A 16,891-nucleotide genomic window follows, 5' to 3' on the forward strand; every position below is an offset into this window, starting at 1 on the left:
TTCCTCCGGAATGACAAAGTGACTGTTGAAGGCAATGATTAAAAAATACACTGTCCTTATTATTTCGCTGACCCTTTCATCGACAGGCTCAAGATGGCAGGGATGTAATTTAGATTTAAATTTTACAAAGTAATTTTTAGCAGCTTGTTTGTCATTCCGTAGGAATCTAAACTGCAGCATTTTAACGATGTGGAGATTCCTCCAAAATGACAAAGTGACTGTTGAACGCAATGATTAAAAAATACACTGTCCTTATTATTTCGCTGACCCTTCCTTCGACAGGCTCTGAATGACACGGGTGTAATTTAGATTAAGATTTTACAAAGTAATTTTTAGCAGCCTGTTTGTCATCCCGTAGGAATCTAAGCAGCATTATGACCTAATTCGGTTGAGATTCCTCTGGAATGACAAAGTGACTGTTGAACGCAATGATTAAAAAATACACCGTCCTTTTAAACAAGTTTTTCCACCCTTTAGCTTGGGGAAAAGAAAAATGTTTTTAAAATTTATAACGATCTGTTTAATAAAAAGCAGAAACCCAAAGATTTCTGCCTTGTAAAAAATACAGTCAAAATAGCTCACTTCAACTCCCTTTCCTTCGGAGAAGGATGGGGAGAGGATTCTAATTCAAGAAATTAAATTTCAGTTTAATTCCGAAATTCTCTTTGAACTCTGAAGTCTGGTAATGCCCAAGTCTGTATGAAAATCCAAGTCCGAAGCTTCTGCCCAGGAAACGGTTCCACAGTACGCCGACTTCCTGATAGTTGTGATCCAGAACCTGAAAATTAAACTGATGATCCTGCGGATTTTTGAAGGCACCGATGGCCGACTGATATTCCAGTTCGATGTTGGAATATCTTGTTCCGATAGTTTGAAATCTGAAAGGCAGATACTGTGTTATTTTAAATCCTACAAATTTATCGGCGAAGAAAGTTCCGGCAGGCATTGTGGTAAATCCTAAATTCGATGGTGTGTTGATGTTGGAATACCATTCGTTCGGGTTGAAATCTCTGTGACCTGCAATTTCAAAATTCTTCCAGATCGGTGCGGTTCCCGAAGAAATTCCACCAAATAATTTGACGTTGGTATAACCCAGTTTTGTTCTGAACTGATGCACAAACATCGCATCCAGTCTGTGGTAATCCAGATCACCACCCAAAGCATTGAAGCCTTTTTCAAAATTCATGTAAACCTGCGGGAAGCCTTTTTCGAAGGTGAATTTTCCGCTTGGCGTCATGATGTTTTTGTCGTTTGGTGAATATTTCAGGGAAAGCGTGGCGTTGGTATTGTCAAAACTGCTTCCGAGATTCTGATACTGATAACCGAAGAGTGCATTCTGTTTTTCTTTATTCAGAGCGATTTTCATGCTTAATGAATTCGAAAGATCATAAGAATAGTACGCTCCCCATTTTTGATTTCGGTAAAAATTGGCGTTGTGAAGATCGAGATTATTGTCTGCCAGATTCATCATCATGTCCCACATATTATTGCTGAAACGCCCTGCAGCAAAGACATCATCCACATAATCAACTCTGAAAACAGAAGTTCTTTTCTGCGACAGTTTTACATCAACTCCCAAACCGTATTTCCACCGGTGATCCTTAAATCCGTAACCGAAATAGCCGTCCGGAGAAATGGTTTTGCTGAATTTTTCGTTCAGTTTTACGCCGGCTCCCAATCGTAATCCCTGATATTTGTCGTAGCTGAAAAATTTCGTCAGATCAAAATCAATTACTTTGTAGCGCAGATTTCCACGCAATAACTGGGTAAGAAAGCTGAGTTTCTTTTCAAAATCGTGCTTTTCGACAAACTTATCCAGAGTGGCGTAAGTCGAACTTTCCCTTGTGGTAAGGCTGTCTGTGCGGTATTTGTCGAGAAGGCTGCCGTCGGAATTCTGCATTTCCAGAGAATAGCCTTTAAACTCATTGGCTTTCTGTTCCTTGTTCAGTTCAAAATCGAAGAAACGGTTTTTCACATACAGGTAATTTCCAAAAGTTTTAGAGTTGTATTTTGCTTTTTCACCTGCTTTAATGCTGTCTTTTTTGGAAGTGTCGAAAGACTGGTCGCCCATTTTGAGCCTGATATCTTCATAGTCAAGAAACCATTTTCCGTTAATGGGTTTCCAGACCGAGACAATGTTTCCGGCATTTGCTTTTTTGTTGACGCTTTCAAATTTTTTGAGAGCATACGTTTCCTTATCAATAAAAATATTTCCGTTGAATTTTCTCGGGTTCTGCTTTTTCTTGTCTGTGATTTCCTTGAATTTAATCACATACGTATCGCGCCCGTCAATCTGAATGGTGTCTGAAAGGAAGAAGTAGAAAAGCTGTCTGTTCTCCGGCTTCAGCTGTCGCGGCGTGCGGTTTAAATTAGAAATATTAATCGCCAGCGCTTCGTAGATTGGATTTTTAAAACCCGACATTCTGTTATCTAAAATATTGGTTTTTTCGCCAAACTTCTGCGAGTATTTGTACTCGGTTGCTTTTTCCCAGAGAAACATCTGCGATTCCTGAGAAGCCTCTATAAATTCTTCGCCAATCAGCGAATCTTTAATCTCTTTCGGTTTCATTTTAAGATCCTTCTTTTCCACTTTTGAAAGGGAATCTTTTCTCACGGAAAGAAAGTTTTTGTAGATGTCAACAGAATCTTTGTCTACGTCGATTGAGAATTTGGTGTACGATTTAAAATCATAGGAATTCAGAGACTTCGGCGAGTTTTCTTTTTCTCTTTTGTTCACTTCATCCAGAATTTTCAGCGCTCTGTCATCGCTTTTGCTGGAAATCACGATTTTATCGATATTCTGCATTTTTTCAGAAAGCGGATTCAGAAGTACTTCCGCATTTTTTTTGACATCAGCTGTGGCATCTTCAAAATTATTGGCGATGATTTCCACCTTTTTGCATTTGGTTTTAAAAGACAGAATCCCGTGAATATTGGTCTTCCCCAAAAGCGCATCGTCACAGTAAACGGCAGCGTTGGCAACAGGTTGATTGTTTTTTTTACTCATCACCTTCAGCTGATTCTGGCTGAAATAAAAGACGCTGAAAAACACAAAGAGAGCGGATAAAAGTTTATTCATTGAAGTTGTATTGATGCAGCAAAACTATTGATTAGCCTGAAACAAAACTATATGCAGAAATATAATCTTTTGTTAAAAGTGTAATGGTCTGTATATCGCTTAAATACAGATGATTATTTTGGTTTTCAATTCTCGGGGTTTGGATTAATGGAGGTTTATTTAAGAGATTTTAAGGGTTAAGGTAAACTGCAATTTCAAATGTTTACTCTTTATATGGCTATGTGAAAATTTTTAAAAAATAAAATTTGTATACAAGGTGTAGTTGCTTTGACTTTTTCTCATTTGGGAATGAATTAAAGATTGCTTTTTATTAGTAATTTTTTTATTTTTATCCAAATATTTATAAAGATTTCAGGAAGTTAATTAAACATAAATATTTTTTACATTAACCATATGAATAAAATTAAAAAAGTTCTTATCAAAAAATTTTGGGGAGATAAAACTGTTGAAATTGATTTTGACAAAGATATCAATTTTTTAATCGGTGTGAATGGCTCAGGAAAAACGACTATTATCAATTTAATAGCGGCTACATTATGTGCCGATTTTAAAACACTTGATCTAACACAATTTCAATCTATTGAAATTACATTATATCCAAAAGATGCTGTAGAAAAAGATCTGAACGCTGTTATAAAAGTTGAGAAGAAAGGAAGAGAGTTTTCGCCATTTCCAGAGATAACTTTTTCTCTTAAAAGTTATGATAGTAAAAGATTTAAAACGTACAATCTAGAAGATTTAGAAGAAGATAACTACTATAGATATCGCAACGATTATATAATTAGAGATAAATTAGTTAACCCTAGAAGTTTTTCAAACGATATTAATTTTGAATTAGAATCTTTGGTTAATGTTAGTTGGCTAACAATTCATCGAATGTCTAACCGAAAGCGAAAAGGTACAAGAAACTTTGAGTCAACGATTGATGAAAAAATTGAAGATTTACAAATTGATTTAGTGAAATATTTTTCACAGCTAAATAGACTCTATTCAAACGAGACTGAAAAATTTCAAAAGTACATATTTGAATCCTTATTGGACACAGCTAACGCAACTAATATAATTACAAAAAGTAAGGTTAATTCTTCAAAGGAAAAAGAATCTTTAGATTCAATCTTTAAGTATTTTAAAATTAGTACCACTAGCTATTCTAAGAAATTGGATACTTTTTTCAGTGAATATGAAAAATCTTATGCAAAATTAACCAATATTGAAAAAAGTTCTTCTGGTTTGGATTTGCGCGATTTCGCTTATCTTTTAGGAACTGTCAAAATCCATTCTGTAATAGAAGAGTGGAATAAAATTAACGAGAAACAAAAACAAATTAACAAAACAAAGGAAACTTTTCTGCAAGTAATTAATAGTTTGTTGCAAAGAAAGAGTATTTATATAAATGAGAGAAACGAATTAGTTGTTGAAACACAGAGTGGGAAATCATTTTCGCTATTTAACTTAAGTTCAGGAGAAAAACAGTTACTCATTATTTTTGGACAATCTCTTCTTCAAGATGAAAATCCTCACATTTACATTGCTGATGAACCAGAGTTGTCACTTCATATAGAATGGCAAGAAAAACTAGTTAAAAATTTAAAAAATTTAAATCCAAATTCGCAAATTATTTTTGCAACTCACAGTCCAGATATAGTAGCTGAGTATGATGATAAAGTTTTAAAAATAGAATCCCTAATAAATTAATGAGCACATTTAAAAGAACAAAAAACGGTATAAATAATCTTAGATTATTCTATAATGTAAATTATATAGTTTATTTAGAAGGCGGGAGTACAAGCTATAATAAAACTGAGGTTTATAAAAATAGTTTCAATGGAGACACTGAAGATATTTCATTTTGGTCAAAATTATTCGAAAAGTACAAAGCAAATCAAAAGTTTAAATTTCGATCTGTAGGCTCTAAAGTAACTTTGAAGGAAATTGCTAAAGATCTCATCGATGGAAGCGTTAAACATGTATATTTAGCTATGGATAATGAATTTGATGAAGTTTTGAATAAAAGAATTGTTCATCCAAATATTTTTTATACTTACGGATACAGTTATGAAAATGATGTTTGGAATGATACGACAATAATAGACATCATTAATGACCTAACGGCGGTAAAAGTTGACGAAAAGTATATTAATAATGGCTTTAGGAAATTTAAGTATAATATTAAGCTTGGTGTATTTGCTGATGGCTATTTATTTAGCAAAAATAAGTCATTCTTTCACAGAAAAAAAGGTCATTTGTTCTGTATAGACTGCAATGTTAATGCTTTTCCAAGTGTGAAAATAAATGAAATTAATAATCTTCTTATAACGAAATCATTAAATCATAATACAGTCCGAAACTTTGCATACAGAAAAAAATTAAATCCAATAAAACATTGCTTTGGTCATCTATTAGCAGATTTCTGTTGTCAAATTGTGTCACATTACTTAAAAGTAAAGCATGGTTTTACCAATTTAAAAAAAGAAATAATTTATCGTCTAGCTATAAATAAGTTTTTCCAAAATCAATATAATAATTCAGATATTGAAGCATACTATAAATCTCAATTTTCCATTTCAGGCAGAAATGTAGTATAATTTTATATTTCAAAATAGATATTGAATAAGTCATGGACACACACATAATTAGATAATATATTATTATGATAAAGCCTAGATTTTTCAAGTTTTTATCATTTAGAACTACTCATTAATAAATATTCGCATTCACATAAAGAATATAATATACTCGATCTTACAGAGAGAACCCTTATAAAATTTTTATAAAATGTCAATAAACTCCGCTTCCAAAATCTTCCTTAACTTTGCCGGAATTTTTAAACATAACAAAATGATCAAAAAAGTATTCACCATTTTATTTTTTGGGGCAATGGGTATTTTCGGTACTCAGTTGAAGGCGCAAACCATCGAGGAAATTAAGCAGAAGCAGGAACTTTTTAAAATCTATTCTCAGTTGCTTGATAGAAGTATGGATCTTGCAAAAGAAAGACAGAACAACGTAAAACTGGAAGCTCAGGTCAATTCGCTGAACAAAAAATCGGATAAGAAAACGGATAAATTCACGTCGTCAGATCCTAAAACCACATCGGCAGATGCAAAGAAAACAGCAAAACTGCTGAAGGAAACCGAAGCTGCCAACCGCGACCTCGCCAAAAGCAACAGCAAAATAAAAAACATTGAAGCTCAGATGGCAACCATTGTTTCAAAGATGGAAAAATACAATTATGTGGTTGAGATTAAGAATAAGTAAGAATAAAGAATCCGCCTGTATTTAGGCGGATGTCTTTTAAAAATTTTTTATTTCAGTTTTACCAGTAGTTGTGTAAGTTCATGTGGTGAAACAACATCAATATTTCCGTTAGGATTTTCAATGACCATTATTTTTGTGAATTTTCCGTCATAGTACCAAAAAAAATCTGATGAAATGGGATAGGGATGCTCATCGTGAAATTTACGAATCAAACCTTTTGTTCCCTGTATAAATCTAACGAAATCAACAGGTTTTTCTTTAGTGATTTTACAAATATTAATAATGCCTTTATTTGGAAAAGCAACAACAGATCCCAATTCGCCTACAAAATCTTTAGAATTATTCAGTAAGTCTAAACCATAGCTGCCTGCATAAGTTTCATTTTCAATAAAGCTTATTTCAATTTTTGAACCTCCTAAATCAATTTCTTGCGTGAGCTTTGTTACAGTCTGTTTATTGATGTTTTGCTGAGCGATTGCAAAAAGTTCTTTTTCGTCTTTTTTCCAAAAATCAAACATTTCTTTACGTTGGACATTTGTAAAAGCTGTCGGTAAATCAAGCATTAACATCGTGACAGTTCCTTCTAAATCTTTCCTGAAAACTGCATTTTCCGGCTTAAAATATTCTTCAAAATATTCTTCAGGATAAATACGAAGACTTAAATATTCTTCTACTTTATTATAGTTTTTTAGATCCAGTGATTTAGAAAAGTCTATAGAATCAAAAAGTCCATCGAAATGTTCCTTTACGATCGCAGCTAAAACTTTGTCATCATTCTCATTTTTAGATTTAGAAAGCAAGTTATCTAAACCAGCCTGAAAACCTGATTCTGTTTTTATTATTCCATCATCAAGAGAAACTACTTTTTCACGTTTCGAAACTTCCCGAACCGACAGATTTGCGATTGTTTTATATTTTTTATCACTGATCTCATTTTTGAATAATTCAGGAATATCGTACGAAATTTTTTGCGCCGATAATCCCAAGAAGAGGATTGTGGTAGAAAGTATAATGACTTTTTTTAACAACATTTTAAATTATTATAGAAGTAAAGCCTTTTGATAAGCATTTTCCAATCCATCCAGATTTTTTCCTCCTGCTGTGGCGAAACCTGGGTTTCCGCCGCCGCCACCCTGAATTTCTCTGGCTAAATCTTTAATCAGTGCTCCGGCCTGATAAACTCCTGCGAGGTCATCAGAAACACCAATGGTAATCATCGGTTTTCCGTCTGCATCGGATAAGACAATCGTGATAGAAGTCGGGATTTCTTTCTTCAGCTGGAAGACGATGTCTTTTACAGAACCGGCATCCAGAGAGGTTTTCTTTACCAGAAGAAGTTTGTCACCTTTCTGTTCGTAAGAAGTTTTCCAGTCGCCGATTTCGCCTTTGGCTTTTTCTTTTTTCAGAGATTCCACTTCAGATTTTAAAGCTGCATTTTCATCTATCAGTTTTTCAATCGATTTTACAATGTCTTTGGATTTCAGCAGTTGTGAAAGTTCAGCAACCTGTTTTTCAAGATTTTTGAAATATTCCTCAGATTTGTCTCCGGAAATCGCCTCAATTCTTCTGATTCCTGCAGCAGCAGAAGCTTCGGAATTGATTTTGAAATGACCGATTTCGCTCGTGTTTTTCACGTGAGTTCCACCACAGAGTTCCTTCGAAGTTCCAAACTGAATCATTCTCACGCTGTCACCATATTTTTCGCCAAACAATGCCATCGCACCTTTGTCTATCGCCTCCTGAATCGGAATATTCCTGAATTCCTGAAGCGCAATATTTTCTTTAATCTTAGCATTGACTTTCTCTTCAATCAAAGCCAGTTCTTCCTCAGTCATTTTGCTGAAATGTGAGAAATCGAAACGCAGATATTCAGGACCGACGAATGAACCTTTCTGTTCAACATGAGTTCCCAAAACTTCTCTCAGAGCCTCGTGCAGTAAGTGCGTTACAGAGTGATTGGCCTGAGAATTTTTTCTTTCAGCTGCATTCACTTTAGCATAGAAAACCGCTCCGGCATCCTTCGGAAGTCCGTTGATTAACGAAATAATCAATCCGTTTTCCTTTTTGGTTTCTAAAACTTCAAAACTTTCAACGGCATTTTCAAGAACACCTTTATCACCGATTTGTCCACCACCTTCAGGATAGAAAGGGGAGTTGCTCAGCACGATCTGATAAAATTCGCCGTCTTTGTTTTCTACTTTTCGGTATCTTGTGATATAGGTTTCCGTTTCAATTTGGTCGTAACCTACGAAGTTTTCAGGCTTTTCTTCCAAAACAACCCAGTCGTAAACTTTGGAAGCAGAGTCTTTTTTAGAACGCTGTTTCTGTTTATCCAAAGCATCTTCAAATCCTGCTTCATCGATTGACAAACCTTTTTCTTCAGCAATGATTCTAGTTAAATCATCAGGGAAACCGTACGTGTCATACAGTTCAAAAACTTCATTTGTCGGCAATACTTTTTTACCTTCAGAAATAGTCTGCTGAATTAATTTTTCAACTCTTAATAAACCGGTTTCAATTGTTTTTAAGAAAGATTCTTCTTCACTTTTAATCACTTCAGTAACCAGTTTGCCCTGTTTTTCAAGCTCTGGGAAGAATTTTCCCATTTGGTTTTGAAGAACAGCCACCAGTTCAAATAGGAAAGGTTCTTTTCTGTCTAAAAATCTGTAGGCGTAAGAAATTCCTCTTCTTAAAATTCTTCTGATTACATAACCGGCACCACCGTTGGAAGGCAGCTGTCCGTCAGCGATTGCAAATGAAACTGCTCTGATGTGGTCTACGACAACACGGATGGCGATGTCTTTTTCGTCCGTTAAAATTCCGGTATATTTTTTTCCTGAAAGTTCTTCCACCTTAGCAATCAAAGGGGTAAAAACATCAGTGTCGTAGTTGGATTCTTTTTGCTGTAAAGCCATGCAAAGACGCTCGAAGCCCATTCCGGTGTCGATGTGTTTGGCAGGAAGATTTTCAAGGGAGCCATCTGCTTTTCGGTTGAACTGCATGAAAACCAGATTCCAGATTTCCACAACCTGAGGATGGTCGTTATTTACCAGTTCAAGACCGGAAACTTTCGCTTTTTCTTCTTCACTTCTCAGGTCAACATGAATTTCTGAACAGGGTCCGCAAGGTCCGCTTGCACCCATTTCCCAGAAATTGTCTTTTTTGTTTCCGTTGATGATTCTGTCTTCAGAAATGAACTGTTTCCAAAGATCGTAAGCTTCGGTATCTCTTTCAAGATTTTCTTTTGCGTCACCTTCGAAAATAGTTACGTACAGATTTTCTTTCGGAATTCCGTACACTTCTGTAAGCAGTTCCCAGGCCCACGTGATGGCTTCTTTCTTGAAATAGTCACCGAAAGACCAGTTCCCCAACATCTCAAACATCGTGTGGTGATAAGTATCACGACCTACATCATCCAGATCATTGTGCTTTCCGGAAACTCTTAAACATTTTTGGGTATCGGCAATTCTTGAGGCTTTAGGCTCTTTATATCCTAAAAAATAATCTTTAAACTGCGTCATTCCCGAGTTGGAAAACATCAGGGTAGGATCGTCTTTCAGCACGATTGGCGCCGAAGGAACGATGAGGTGTTGTTTAGATTGAAAAAAGTCTAAAAACTGTTGTCTTATTTCCTGTGAAGTCATATTTGTTGCTTTTGGCTAAATGCTTTTGGCTTTCAGCTTTTTTTTTGATGGGCAAATTTAATGAAAAGAGACAAGTAAAAAGTAAAAAGAACCAAGTTTTTGAGGGCGGAAAATTATTTTAGAACTAAGTCAGAAAAAAACAAACATTGAAAGTTATTGTATTAGATTTCTTTCCCAAATTTTATCAATAAATAATCCTAATACCATAAATGAAAGACTGGAATATGGAAAACTGTCCACTGCTGAGAAAATCAACTGACCATCGCTTTCAAAATTTAAAAATACTCCCCAATAAAAATAGAATCCCAAAGGATGAATTATAAAGTAAAAAATAGACATGATGAATAAAATCTCAAAACCGCTTTTATCTGAATGTCTTTTTGCTTCATTTTTTATTACTTTAAATATTACGAAAAAAAACAGCAATAAAATAGTTACTAAAATAAAAATTGCAAGTTTTCCTACATTGCTGTAAGGATTTTTATCTACTAATCCAGAAGCCAGAATTTCTACGGCAGTTGCGGGAAGAACCGAAAATATGGGAACTACGAATGTAAGTGACAGCAAAAGAGACACTATAGTGAAAATGATACCAATTTTAAATGCAAAATATTTACGTTTCATTTTTAAAGTTGGATTTAAAATTACATCAACCTTTTTTAATAAGCATTCGGATCAAAAAACGCCTTAAAAGTAAGCGGACTCTCGGTGAAATTTTCGGCAGTTTCCAAATATTCGTGGTAATGTTCGGGATTCATTCCCAAATCAACCATAACGATGGCAATATTGGTGTACAGATTTTTATCTTCGGAGCCCAGATCTACAGCGGTTTTAAGAACTTTCAATGCATTTTCATTTTCGCCGGAATCAGACAACACCGCACCGAGGTTGATTAATGCTGAAGAATTTTGAGGCTCAAGCGTTAAGATATCTTCAAGTTCTTTAATCAGCAGGTCATTAATGTCATCCCAATAATCTTCATTTTCCCATCTTTTGGCCTGAAGTTTTACTACGTTTTCTAATCTCTGAGTGATGCTCTTCATTGTATCGTTCCCTGAATTGATTTTTCACAATTTACAAATTAATTTCACTTTTGCCAATCTGATTTTTCAATTTGAAATAAATCCATCCTATTTCCTGAATATTCAATTTGTTTTTTGAAAGTCATCCCGTTTTTCAAAGCTACATTTTTTGAATTTGAATTTTCAGAATGGATGATTGAAATTAAGCGGTTGTGAAAATTATTCTCAAAAGCAAAATCTCTGCATTTTTTTGCAGCTTCAATGGCAAAACCTTTTCCCCGAAACTGAGGAAGAATAGAGTAGGCAATTTCCAGCTCAAACTCATTTTCAACTTCACGAACAAGCAAACCACACTGGCCTATGAGTTCGTTGGTTTCTTTTGAGATTAAAACGTTTTGTCCTCCAAGATTGTTTTTATAACGGTGGAAAGTCCACTCAAACCATTTGTCACAGCGTTCTTCTGGTGTTTTGAAATTCTCCATTCCGAGCATTTTTGCGGTTTGCTCGTCTTTGAATAATTCTTGCCAGACTTGGAAATCGGAGGGCTGTAAATTTCGGAAGGAAAGTCTTTGGGTTTTTTGGTTAGTTAAAAGATATTTCATTATTTATTAAAAACTGAAAGCTCATTTATTTCTGATTTAAAAACTGTTTGAGAAACTGCTTCATTAAGCTTTTTTCTACTTATAGATAAAGGATGATCAGGAAAATCGATATCATATTTCTCTTCCTCAGATTTGTTCATTAATGTTCCTTCTTTGAAATTGGGCTCATAAGGATCTTTAAACCAGTTTTCTAACTTTTCATCCACAAAGTTTGCTTCGCCACTTAGTAACATTTCATTCAAAACAATTGCATCTCTTACTCCTGTAATTCCGATCTCTGCGGCTTGGATTTTTATTACCCAACTGTAATTTTCGAAAGGAATCGTTACAGAAGCAATATAAGTCATCCCACCTTCCGGCTGAGGAACTTTAAAAATAGTTTTTACGCTTGGAACATTATTTATCGTAAGAAGTGATACCTCTACAATTCCTCCATTTGCTTCAGGGATTGAGTTTCTGTAAAATTTTCTCAAAAAGTCTAAATTTTTTGCAGAAGGAATATCGGGCGGAACATCAAAGAAATTTAAAGAAATCAAAACACTTTCTTCGGGATTTACCCAAACAATTCTGGAAGAGGTTTCTTCTACTTTATTCCATCCAAAATTAGGGACAGAAATAGAATTAATGGTTATTTTACTCTCTTTTTTCTTAAAGAAATTAAACATATTTATTTAGAGCTATATTGGTACTAAAATAAATTTTTTTTCGTAAAAAACTCCAAAAAGCCTTAACCTTTTGGAGTTTAATTTATGATTCAAAGAATTCTACCCAAATGCCCTCTTCAGCAAACTCTCCACCTTCGGTTCACTTCCTCTGAAATTTTTATACAGTTCCATCGGATCTTTGGTTCCTCCCGAAGAAAGTAAAATCTTAAATTTTGCGGCCGTTTCATGATTGAAAATTCCTGTTTCTTTAAAATATTGGAAGGCGTCGGCATCCAAAACTTCTGCCCATTTGTAAGAATAGTATCCGGCAGAATATCCACCCTGAAAAATATGTGAGAAACTCGGGCTCATTGCTGTTTCAGGATTTACAGGATAAAGCTGTGTCGCTTTTGTGTAAGAATCTTCAAACTCTTTAACACTCAGATTTTCCAGATCTCCAACTTTCGTGTGGTAGTTCATATCCAGAATCCCGAAACCAAGCTGTCTCATCGTTTGGTAACCTTCCATGAAGTTTTTCGACTGTTCGATCTTTTCAATTTTTTCATCGGGAAGAACTTCGCCGGTTTTATAATGTTTGGCAAATGTTTTTAGAAATTCCGGCTCATAACAGAAATTTTCAAGAAACTGAGAAGGTAATTCCACAAAATCCCATTTTACAGACGTTCCTGACAGATTCGGATATTGCGTATCAGCCATCATTCCGTGAAGCGCATGACCAAACTCGTGGAACAACGTTGTCACTTCCTGAAAAGTCAGTAAACTCGGCGTGTCTTTCGTCGGCTTGCTGAAATTACAGACAATAGAAATATGCGGACGTGAATTTTCACCGTCTTTCTGATACTGATTTTTATAACTCGTCATCCAGGCACCGGCTCTTTTCCCTTTTCTTGGAAAATAGTCAACGTAAAGCAAGGCTTTGAAGCTGGTTGATGGTTGATCGTTATTAATTGTTGGTTTTTGACTATTTGTACCTGATTCTTGGTTTTCGAAGACCTCATACACTTTCACATCTTCATGGTATTTCGGAACGTCATTTTTCTCCACGAAAGTCAGTCCGAAAAGTTTTTTAGACAATCCGAACACAGCTTCCTGAACCTGCTCCAACGGGAAATAAGGTTTCAGTTCTTCATCATTTAAATCATATTTTGCTTTGCGAAGTTTTTCTGCATAAAACGCGTGGTCATAACCCTGCATTTCTTCGATTCCGTCAGCTTTTGCCAAAGATTTTAATTCCTCAATCTCTTTTTCTGCGTATGGTTTTGCTTTCGTTAAAAGTTCATTCAGAAAATCCAGAACCTTGGTTGGAGATTTTGCCATTCTTTCTTCCAGAACGTAATCTGCATAATTTTTATATCCTAAAAGTTCGGCTTTTTGCTGTTTTAAATTCAGCAATTCTTTAATTAAATTCTGATTATCAAATTCTCCTCCATCGAAAGATTTTTTACCGTTGGCCAAAGCCAGTTCTTTTCTCAATTCCCGGTTTTCAGCATAAGTCATAAAAGGGATGTAGCTTGGATACTGCAAAGTGACCACCCAGCCTTCTAGATTTTTTTCCTTGGCTTCTTCTGCGTACTGTTCAGTGATCGCTTCGGGAATTCCGGCTAAATCTTCTTTGTTGGTGATGTGTTTAAAATAATTGTTTGTTGAAGCCAACACATTCTGTCCGAACTGAAGTGATTTTAAAGATAGATCCATGCTGATTTTCTTTAATTTCTCTTTGTCTTCTTCATTTAAAAGGGCTCCGCTTCTTACAAAACCTTTATACGTCTCATCCAAAAGCATCTGTTGTTCTTCGTTCAGACTATATTTTTCTTTTTGGTCGTAAACTTTTTTAATTCTGTTAAATAAAGCTTCGTTCTGAGAAATTTTTGAAGAATATTCAGTTAAGATTGGAGAAACTTCCTGCGCGATTTTTTGTAATTCGTCATTCGTTTCAGCTGAATTTAAATTAAAAAAAATGTTGGAAGCTCTGTCCAGTTGCTCACCCGAAAAAGCTAAGGCTTCGATGGTATTTTCAAAAGTCGGTTCCTCTGAATTATTAACAATGGCGTCGATTTCCGCTTCAGATTTCTGAATTAATTCTTTAAAAGCCGAAAGATAATCTTCATTTTTAATCTGATCAAATGGCGCTGAATGATATGGTGTGTTGAATTTTTCTGTTAAAATAGACATTGAATTATTTTTAATGGTAAATTTAATTAATTGAAATGAATCAAACATGTCTGGCGCAAAAAGAATGCCCGCGAATAAAGTATGACAAAAATTCCAATTGTCTTTTTTTTCTTGTCATAGGCGAAGATGTTTTTTTCCGGCAATTGTTTAATTTTGATTCCGAAAATTCATATTAAACATAATGATGACTCAAAACAAAATCACAGTTCAGAAATACATGGATGCCTTTCAGGAAAGCGACCATGAAATGATTCTGAGCTGTCTCACCGAAAATGTGATCTGGGAAATGCCCGGAGTTTACCAGCATCACGGAAAAAAGGAATTCGATAGCGAGATTGAAAACGAAAACTTTACCGGAAAGCCAAAAATCACGGTTTTCAGAATGACGGAAGAAAATGATGTAGTCATTGCGGAAGGAAATGTAGTTGGAAAGTTCAAAAACGGAGATGTTCTCAACGCCGATTTCTGCGATGTCTTTGAAATGGAAAACGAATTGATCAAAAAACTGGTGTCTTATTTAATGCAGAAAAAGTAGATGGCTATTGGCAAATAGCTTTCAGCGGTTGGCTTTAAATCCAATTTATCATAATTTTCAGATGAATTAATCTCAATATAATTAAAAGAAATATTAAAAAACTATCTATGAAAACATTTTTAAAAATTATTGGTGGGCTTGTCCTCTTGTTTGTAATGTACGGAGTAGTTGCGATGCTGACTTTCAGTAACGAATATCACTACGAAAAATCGATGGTGATTAATGCTCCGAAAGAAAAAGTCTGGCAGCACATCAGCTCAATGAAAGCTTTCAACCAGTGGAATCCGTGGATGGATTTGGATAAAAACATGCAGGTTACTTATACCGGAACTTCGGGAGAAGCGGGAGATAAATACTGTTGGGACAGCAAAAATGATGATGCGGGAGCCGGTTGTCAGGAAATTAAAGAAAATGTTGCCAACGAAAGGCAGCGTACTGAAATGATTTTTAAAAGACCTTTTGAAGGACAGGCTTTGTCTGATATCGTTTTGACTTCTGAAGGAAACGCTACAAAAGTAACGTGGAGTATGGATACGAAACAGGAAACCTGGATGAAAATTATGCGACCGATGATGGATTATCAGATGGGAAAATCTTACGATGAGGGTTTTAAAAAACTGAAAGCTTTGGCTGAAAAATAAAACTAAGGCAAAATACTGTAAGAAACTGTTTTCAGATTTTGAAAGCAGTTTCTTTGTTAAAGATTATTAATGAGTTGTTTTGAATTTATAATCTTTAGTTAAATTTTTTAAGTGAAATAAGATAAAATATATCTTTGAAAAAAAATAATTTATGAGAAAAGAATACATGTTGTTTTTATCTGTTTGTCTGGGATTTTTTGTTACATCATGTACAGCGACGCCTGGAAAAGAAACAAATGCTGATTATCAGGATAAAAATTATCTGGAAGGCAGTCAAAGTGATATACAGAAGAATGTACAGCAGCTTGAGAAAAGAAGAGATACTGATCAGAAAAAATATGACGTTATTGATTACCAGGAGAACAAGCCCAAGTAAAAATTTAAAAACCGTTTCTTTCAGGAGCGGTTTTTGATTATTTAAAAAAATATTATCTTTAGGTAAAAGATCAAGATGTATGCAGAAGGCGGTTTACAATAAAAATGAATTAAGAATTTTTGTGCGGGACATGATTTCCGGAAAAGTAAAAACACTGGAGTTTTATCTGAATTTTACGCTGGAAGCCAGCCGGGAAATCAAAAAAACTTCGAAATATGATTCCATCCGTGAAGAAATGCAGGAGGAAATTTATCATTTGGATAAGCAGATGGCGAATCTTAAAAATATGCAGCAGCAGATGAAAAAGGTTTTAAATTCGGCCTCTGAACACGCAAAATTAGGTTCGCTTGTCATCACCAACAAAGCCCGTTTCTACATTTCAGTTTCTCTGGGTGAATTTTTCTTCGAAGGCGACCGTTTCTACGCCATTTCCCCCGAAAGTCCGATGGCTCAGAAAATCATTGGTATGAAGGCCGGTGAAGAGTTTACTCTGAATAAAATTCATCAGAAGATTGAAGAAGTGATGTAAAAGAGCCAAGGCAGAAGTAAAAGGAGTCAGGTTGAAGAGCCAAGGCAAAAGTAAAAAGAGCCAGGTTGAAAAGCTAAGGGAAAAGTAAGAAGATTTAAGTGAAGATGAGAAGTATAAAAGATCTAAATCAAAAAAAACACTTTTCAATAAAGTGAGCCAGCTCCGAAGAAGTTGAACAACAATATCCGTTGATGTAAATCATTGAAATATCAAAGTGAAAAAAGGCAAATAGACGGCATAAAATGAACGAATATTTTCACCAGTAAAAATTGATATTCGTGCATACGTGGCATTTGAAAGGAAAATTCACAGAAAATTATTACTAAAAATTTTGGGGAAAGAGCAGTGCTGTTTAATTTTGCTACGCA

Annotated in this window: 15 protein-coding genes; 7 read left to right on the forward strand and 8 right to left on the reverse strand. The window is 34.9% G+C overall.

All coding sequences use genetic code 11. From position 1 onward, the window contains the following. Positions 1 to 622 precede the first annotated feature (622 nt). The gene (locus IC610_RS09290) at positions 623 to 3,079 is read right to left on the reverse strand and encodes a DUF5686 family protein (RefSeq protein ID WP_191736609.1); all 2,457 of its coding nucleotides are present in this window, start codon (positions 3,077 to 3,079) and stop codon (positions 623 to 625) included. A 393-nt stretch (positions 3,080 to 3,472) separates the two neighbouring features. Between IC610_RS09290 and IC610_RS09295 the strand changes: the two genes are divergently transcribed. The 3 genes from IC610_RS09295 (at position 3,473) to IC610_RS09305 (ending at position 6,337) form a co-directional block, all read left to right on the forward strand. Then, the gene (locus tag IC610_RS09295) at positions 3,473 to 4,774 is read left to right on the forward strand and encodes an AAA family ATPase (RefSeq protein WP_191736610.1); all 1,302 of its coding nucleotides are present in this window, start codon (positions 3,473 to 3,475) and stop codon (positions 4,772 to 4,774) included. Next, the gene (locus IC610_RS09300; RefSeq protein WP_191736611.1) at positions 4,774 to 5,664 is read left to right on the forward strand and encodes a hypothetical protein; all 891 of its coding nucleotides are present in this window, start codon (positions 4,774 to 4,776) and stop codon (positions 5,662 to 5,664) included. The genes IC610_RS09295 and IC610_RS09300 overlap by 1 nt, the downstream gene beginning before the upstream one ends. Before the next feature lie 190 nt (positions 5,665 to 5,854). Continuing rightward, positions 5,855 to 6,337 (forward strand): hypothetical protein, encoded by a 483-nt coding sequence (locus IC610_RS09305; RefSeq protein ID WP_191736612.1) that lies wholly within the window; start codon positions 5,855 to 5,857, stop codon positions 6,335 to 6,337. A gap of 47 nt (positions 6,338 to 6,384) precedes the next feature. Here the strand turns inward: IC610_RS09305 and IC610_RS09310 are convergent, their stop codons facing one another. The 7 genes from IC610_RS09310 to IC610_RS09340 form a co-directional block, all read right to left on the reverse strand. Further along, complete coding sequence (locus IC610_RS09310; protein WP_191736613.1) at positions 6,385 to 7,368, reverse strand: hypothetical protein; 984 nt, start codon at positions 7,366 to 7,368, stop codon at positions 6,385 to 6,387. Between the two features lie 9 nt (positions 7,369 to 7,377). Further along, a complete protein-coding gene (gene alaS, locus IC610_RS09315) occupies positions 7,378 to 9,981 on the reverse strand; it encodes an alanine--tRNA ligase (protein WP_191736614.1) in 2,604 nt (867 codons plus the stop codon). Positions 9,982 to 10,134: 153 nt separating this feature from the next. Further along, the gene (locus IC610_RS09320) at positions 10,135 to 10,605 is read right to left on the reverse strand and encodes a hypothetical protein (protein ID WP_191736615.1); all 471 of its coding nucleotides are present in this window, start codon (positions 10,603 to 10,605) and stop codon (positions 10,135 to 10,137) included. 35 nt (positions 10,606 to 10,640) lie between these two features. After that, positions 10,641 to 11,024, reverse strand: coding sequence for a tetratricopeptide repeat protein (locus tag IC610_RS09325; protein WP_191736616.1), 384 nt, complete (start codon positions 11,022 to 11,024; stop codon positions 10,641 to 10,643). A 44-nt stretch (positions 11,025 to 11,068) separates the two neighbouring features. Beyond that, complete coding sequence (locus IC610_RS09330; protein ID WP_191736617.1) at positions 11,069 to 11,605, reverse strand: GNAT family N-acetyltransferase; 537 nt, start codon at positions 11,603 to 11,605, stop codon at positions 11,069 to 11,071. Next, entirely contained in the window at positions 11,605 to 12,270 is a 666-nt protein-coding gene (locus IC610_RS09335) for a hypothetical protein (RefSeq protein WP_191736618.1), read from the reverse strand. The genes IC610_RS09330 and IC610_RS09335 overlap by 1 nt, the downstream gene beginning before the upstream one ends. A 99-nt stretch (positions 12,271 to 12,369) precedes the next feature. Then, positions 12,370 to 14,442 (reverse strand): M3 family metallopeptidase, encoded by a 2,073-nt coding sequence (locus tag IC610_RS09340; RefSeq protein ID WP_191736619.1) that lies wholly within the window; start codon positions 14,440 to 14,442, stop codon positions 12,370 to 12,372. Between the two features lie 181 nt (positions 14,443 to 14,623). Between IC610_RS09340 and IC610_RS09345 the strand changes: the two genes are divergently transcribed. The 4 genes from IC610_RS09345 (at position 14,624) to IC610_RS09360 (ending at position 16,523) form a co-directional block, all read left to right on the forward strand. Beyond that, on the forward strand, positions 14,624 to 14,977 hold the full coding sequence (locus IC610_RS09345; protein WP_228462895.1) for a nuclear transport factor 2 family protein: 354 nt from the start codon (positions 14,624 to 14,626) through the stop codon (positions 14,975 to 14,977). Between the two features lie 107 nt (positions 14,978 to 15,084). After that, positions 15,085 to 15,618: an SRPBCC family protein gene (locus IC610_RS09350; protein ID WP_191736620.1), complete on the forward strand. Its 534-nt coding sequence runs from the start codon at positions 15,085 to 15,087 to the stop codon at positions 15,616 to 15,618. Positions 15,619 to 15,769: 151 nt separating this feature from the next. Continuing rightward, positions 15,770 to 15,994, forward strand: a complete 225-nt coding sequence (locus IC610_RS09355; protein ID WP_056076985.1) for a hypothetical protein — start codon at positions 15,770 to 15,772, stop codon at positions 15,992 to 15,994. A 79-nt stretch (positions 15,995 to 16,073) separates the two neighbouring features. Next, entirely contained in the window at positions 16,074 to 16,523 is a 450-nt protein-coding gene (locus IC610_RS09360) for a hypothetical protein (protein ID WP_056076987.1), read from the forward strand. Positions 16,524 to 16,891 lie beyond the last annotated feature (368 nt).

The sequence above is a fragment of the Chryseobacterium caseinilyticum genome (genome assembly GCF_014837145.1).
GTDB lineage: Bacteria > Bacteroidota > Bacteroidia > Flavobacteriales > Weeksellaceae > Chryseobacterium > Chryseobacterium caseinilyticum.

Coding starts and splice junctions, on each gene's coding strand:
- IC610_RS09320 (WP_191736615.1), bottom strand. CDS start 10,605: ATGAAACGTAAATATTTTGCATTTAAAATTGGTATCATTTTCACTATA.
- alaS (WP_191736614.1), bottom strand. CDS start 9,981: ATGACTTCACAGGAAATAAGACAACAGTTTTTAGACTTTTTTCAATCT.
- IC610_RS09290 (WP_191736609.1), bottom strand. CDS start 3,079: ATGAATAAACTTTTATCCGCTCTCTTTGTGTTTTTCAGCGTCTTTTAT.
- IC610_RS09345 (WP_228462895.1), top strand. CDS start 14,624: ATGATGACTCAAAACAAAATCACAGTTCAGAAATACATGGATGCCTTT.
- IC610_RS09360 (WP_056076987.1), top strand. CDS start 16,074: ATGCAGAAGGCGGTTTACAATAAAAATGAATTAAGAATTTTTGTGCGG.
- IC610_RS09340 (WP_191736619.1), bottom strand. CDS start 14,442: ATGTCTATTTTAACAGAAAAATTCAACACACCATATCATTCAGCGCCA.
- IC610_RS09300 (WP_191736611.1), top strand. CDS start 4,774: ATGAGCACATTTAAAAGAACAAAAAACGGTATAAATAATCTTAGATTA.
- IC610_RS09310 (WP_191736613.1), bottom strand. CDS start 7,368: ATGTTGTTAAAAAAAGTCATTATACTTTCTACCACAATCCTCTTCTTG.
- IC610_RS09325 (WP_191736616.1), bottom strand. CDS start 11,024: ATGAAGAGCATCACTCAGAGATTAGAAAACGTAGTAAAACTTCAGGCC.
- IC610_RS09355 (WP_056076985.1), top strand. CDS start 15,770: ATGAGAAAAGAATACATGTTGTTTTTATCTGTTTGTCTGGGATTTTTT.
- IC610_RS09330 (WP_191736617.1), bottom strand. CDS start 11,605: ATGAAATATCTTTTAACTAACCAAAAAACCCAAAGACTTTCCTTCCGA.
- IC610_RS09295 (WP_191736610.1), top strand. CDS start 3,473: ATGAATAAAATTAAAAAAGTTCTTATCAAAAAATTTTGGGGAGATAAA.
- IC610_RS09350 (WP_191736620.1), top strand. CDS start 15,085: ATGAAAACATTTTTAAAAATTATTGGTGGGCTTGTCCTCTTGTTTGTA.
- IC610_RS09305 (WP_191736612.1), top strand. CDS start 5,855: ATGTCAATAAACTCCGCTTCCAAAATCTTCCTTAACTTTGCCGGAATT.
- IC610_RS09335 (WP_191736618.1), bottom strand. CDS start 12,270: ATGTTTAATTTCTTTAAGAAAAAAGAGAGTAAAATAACCATTAATTCT.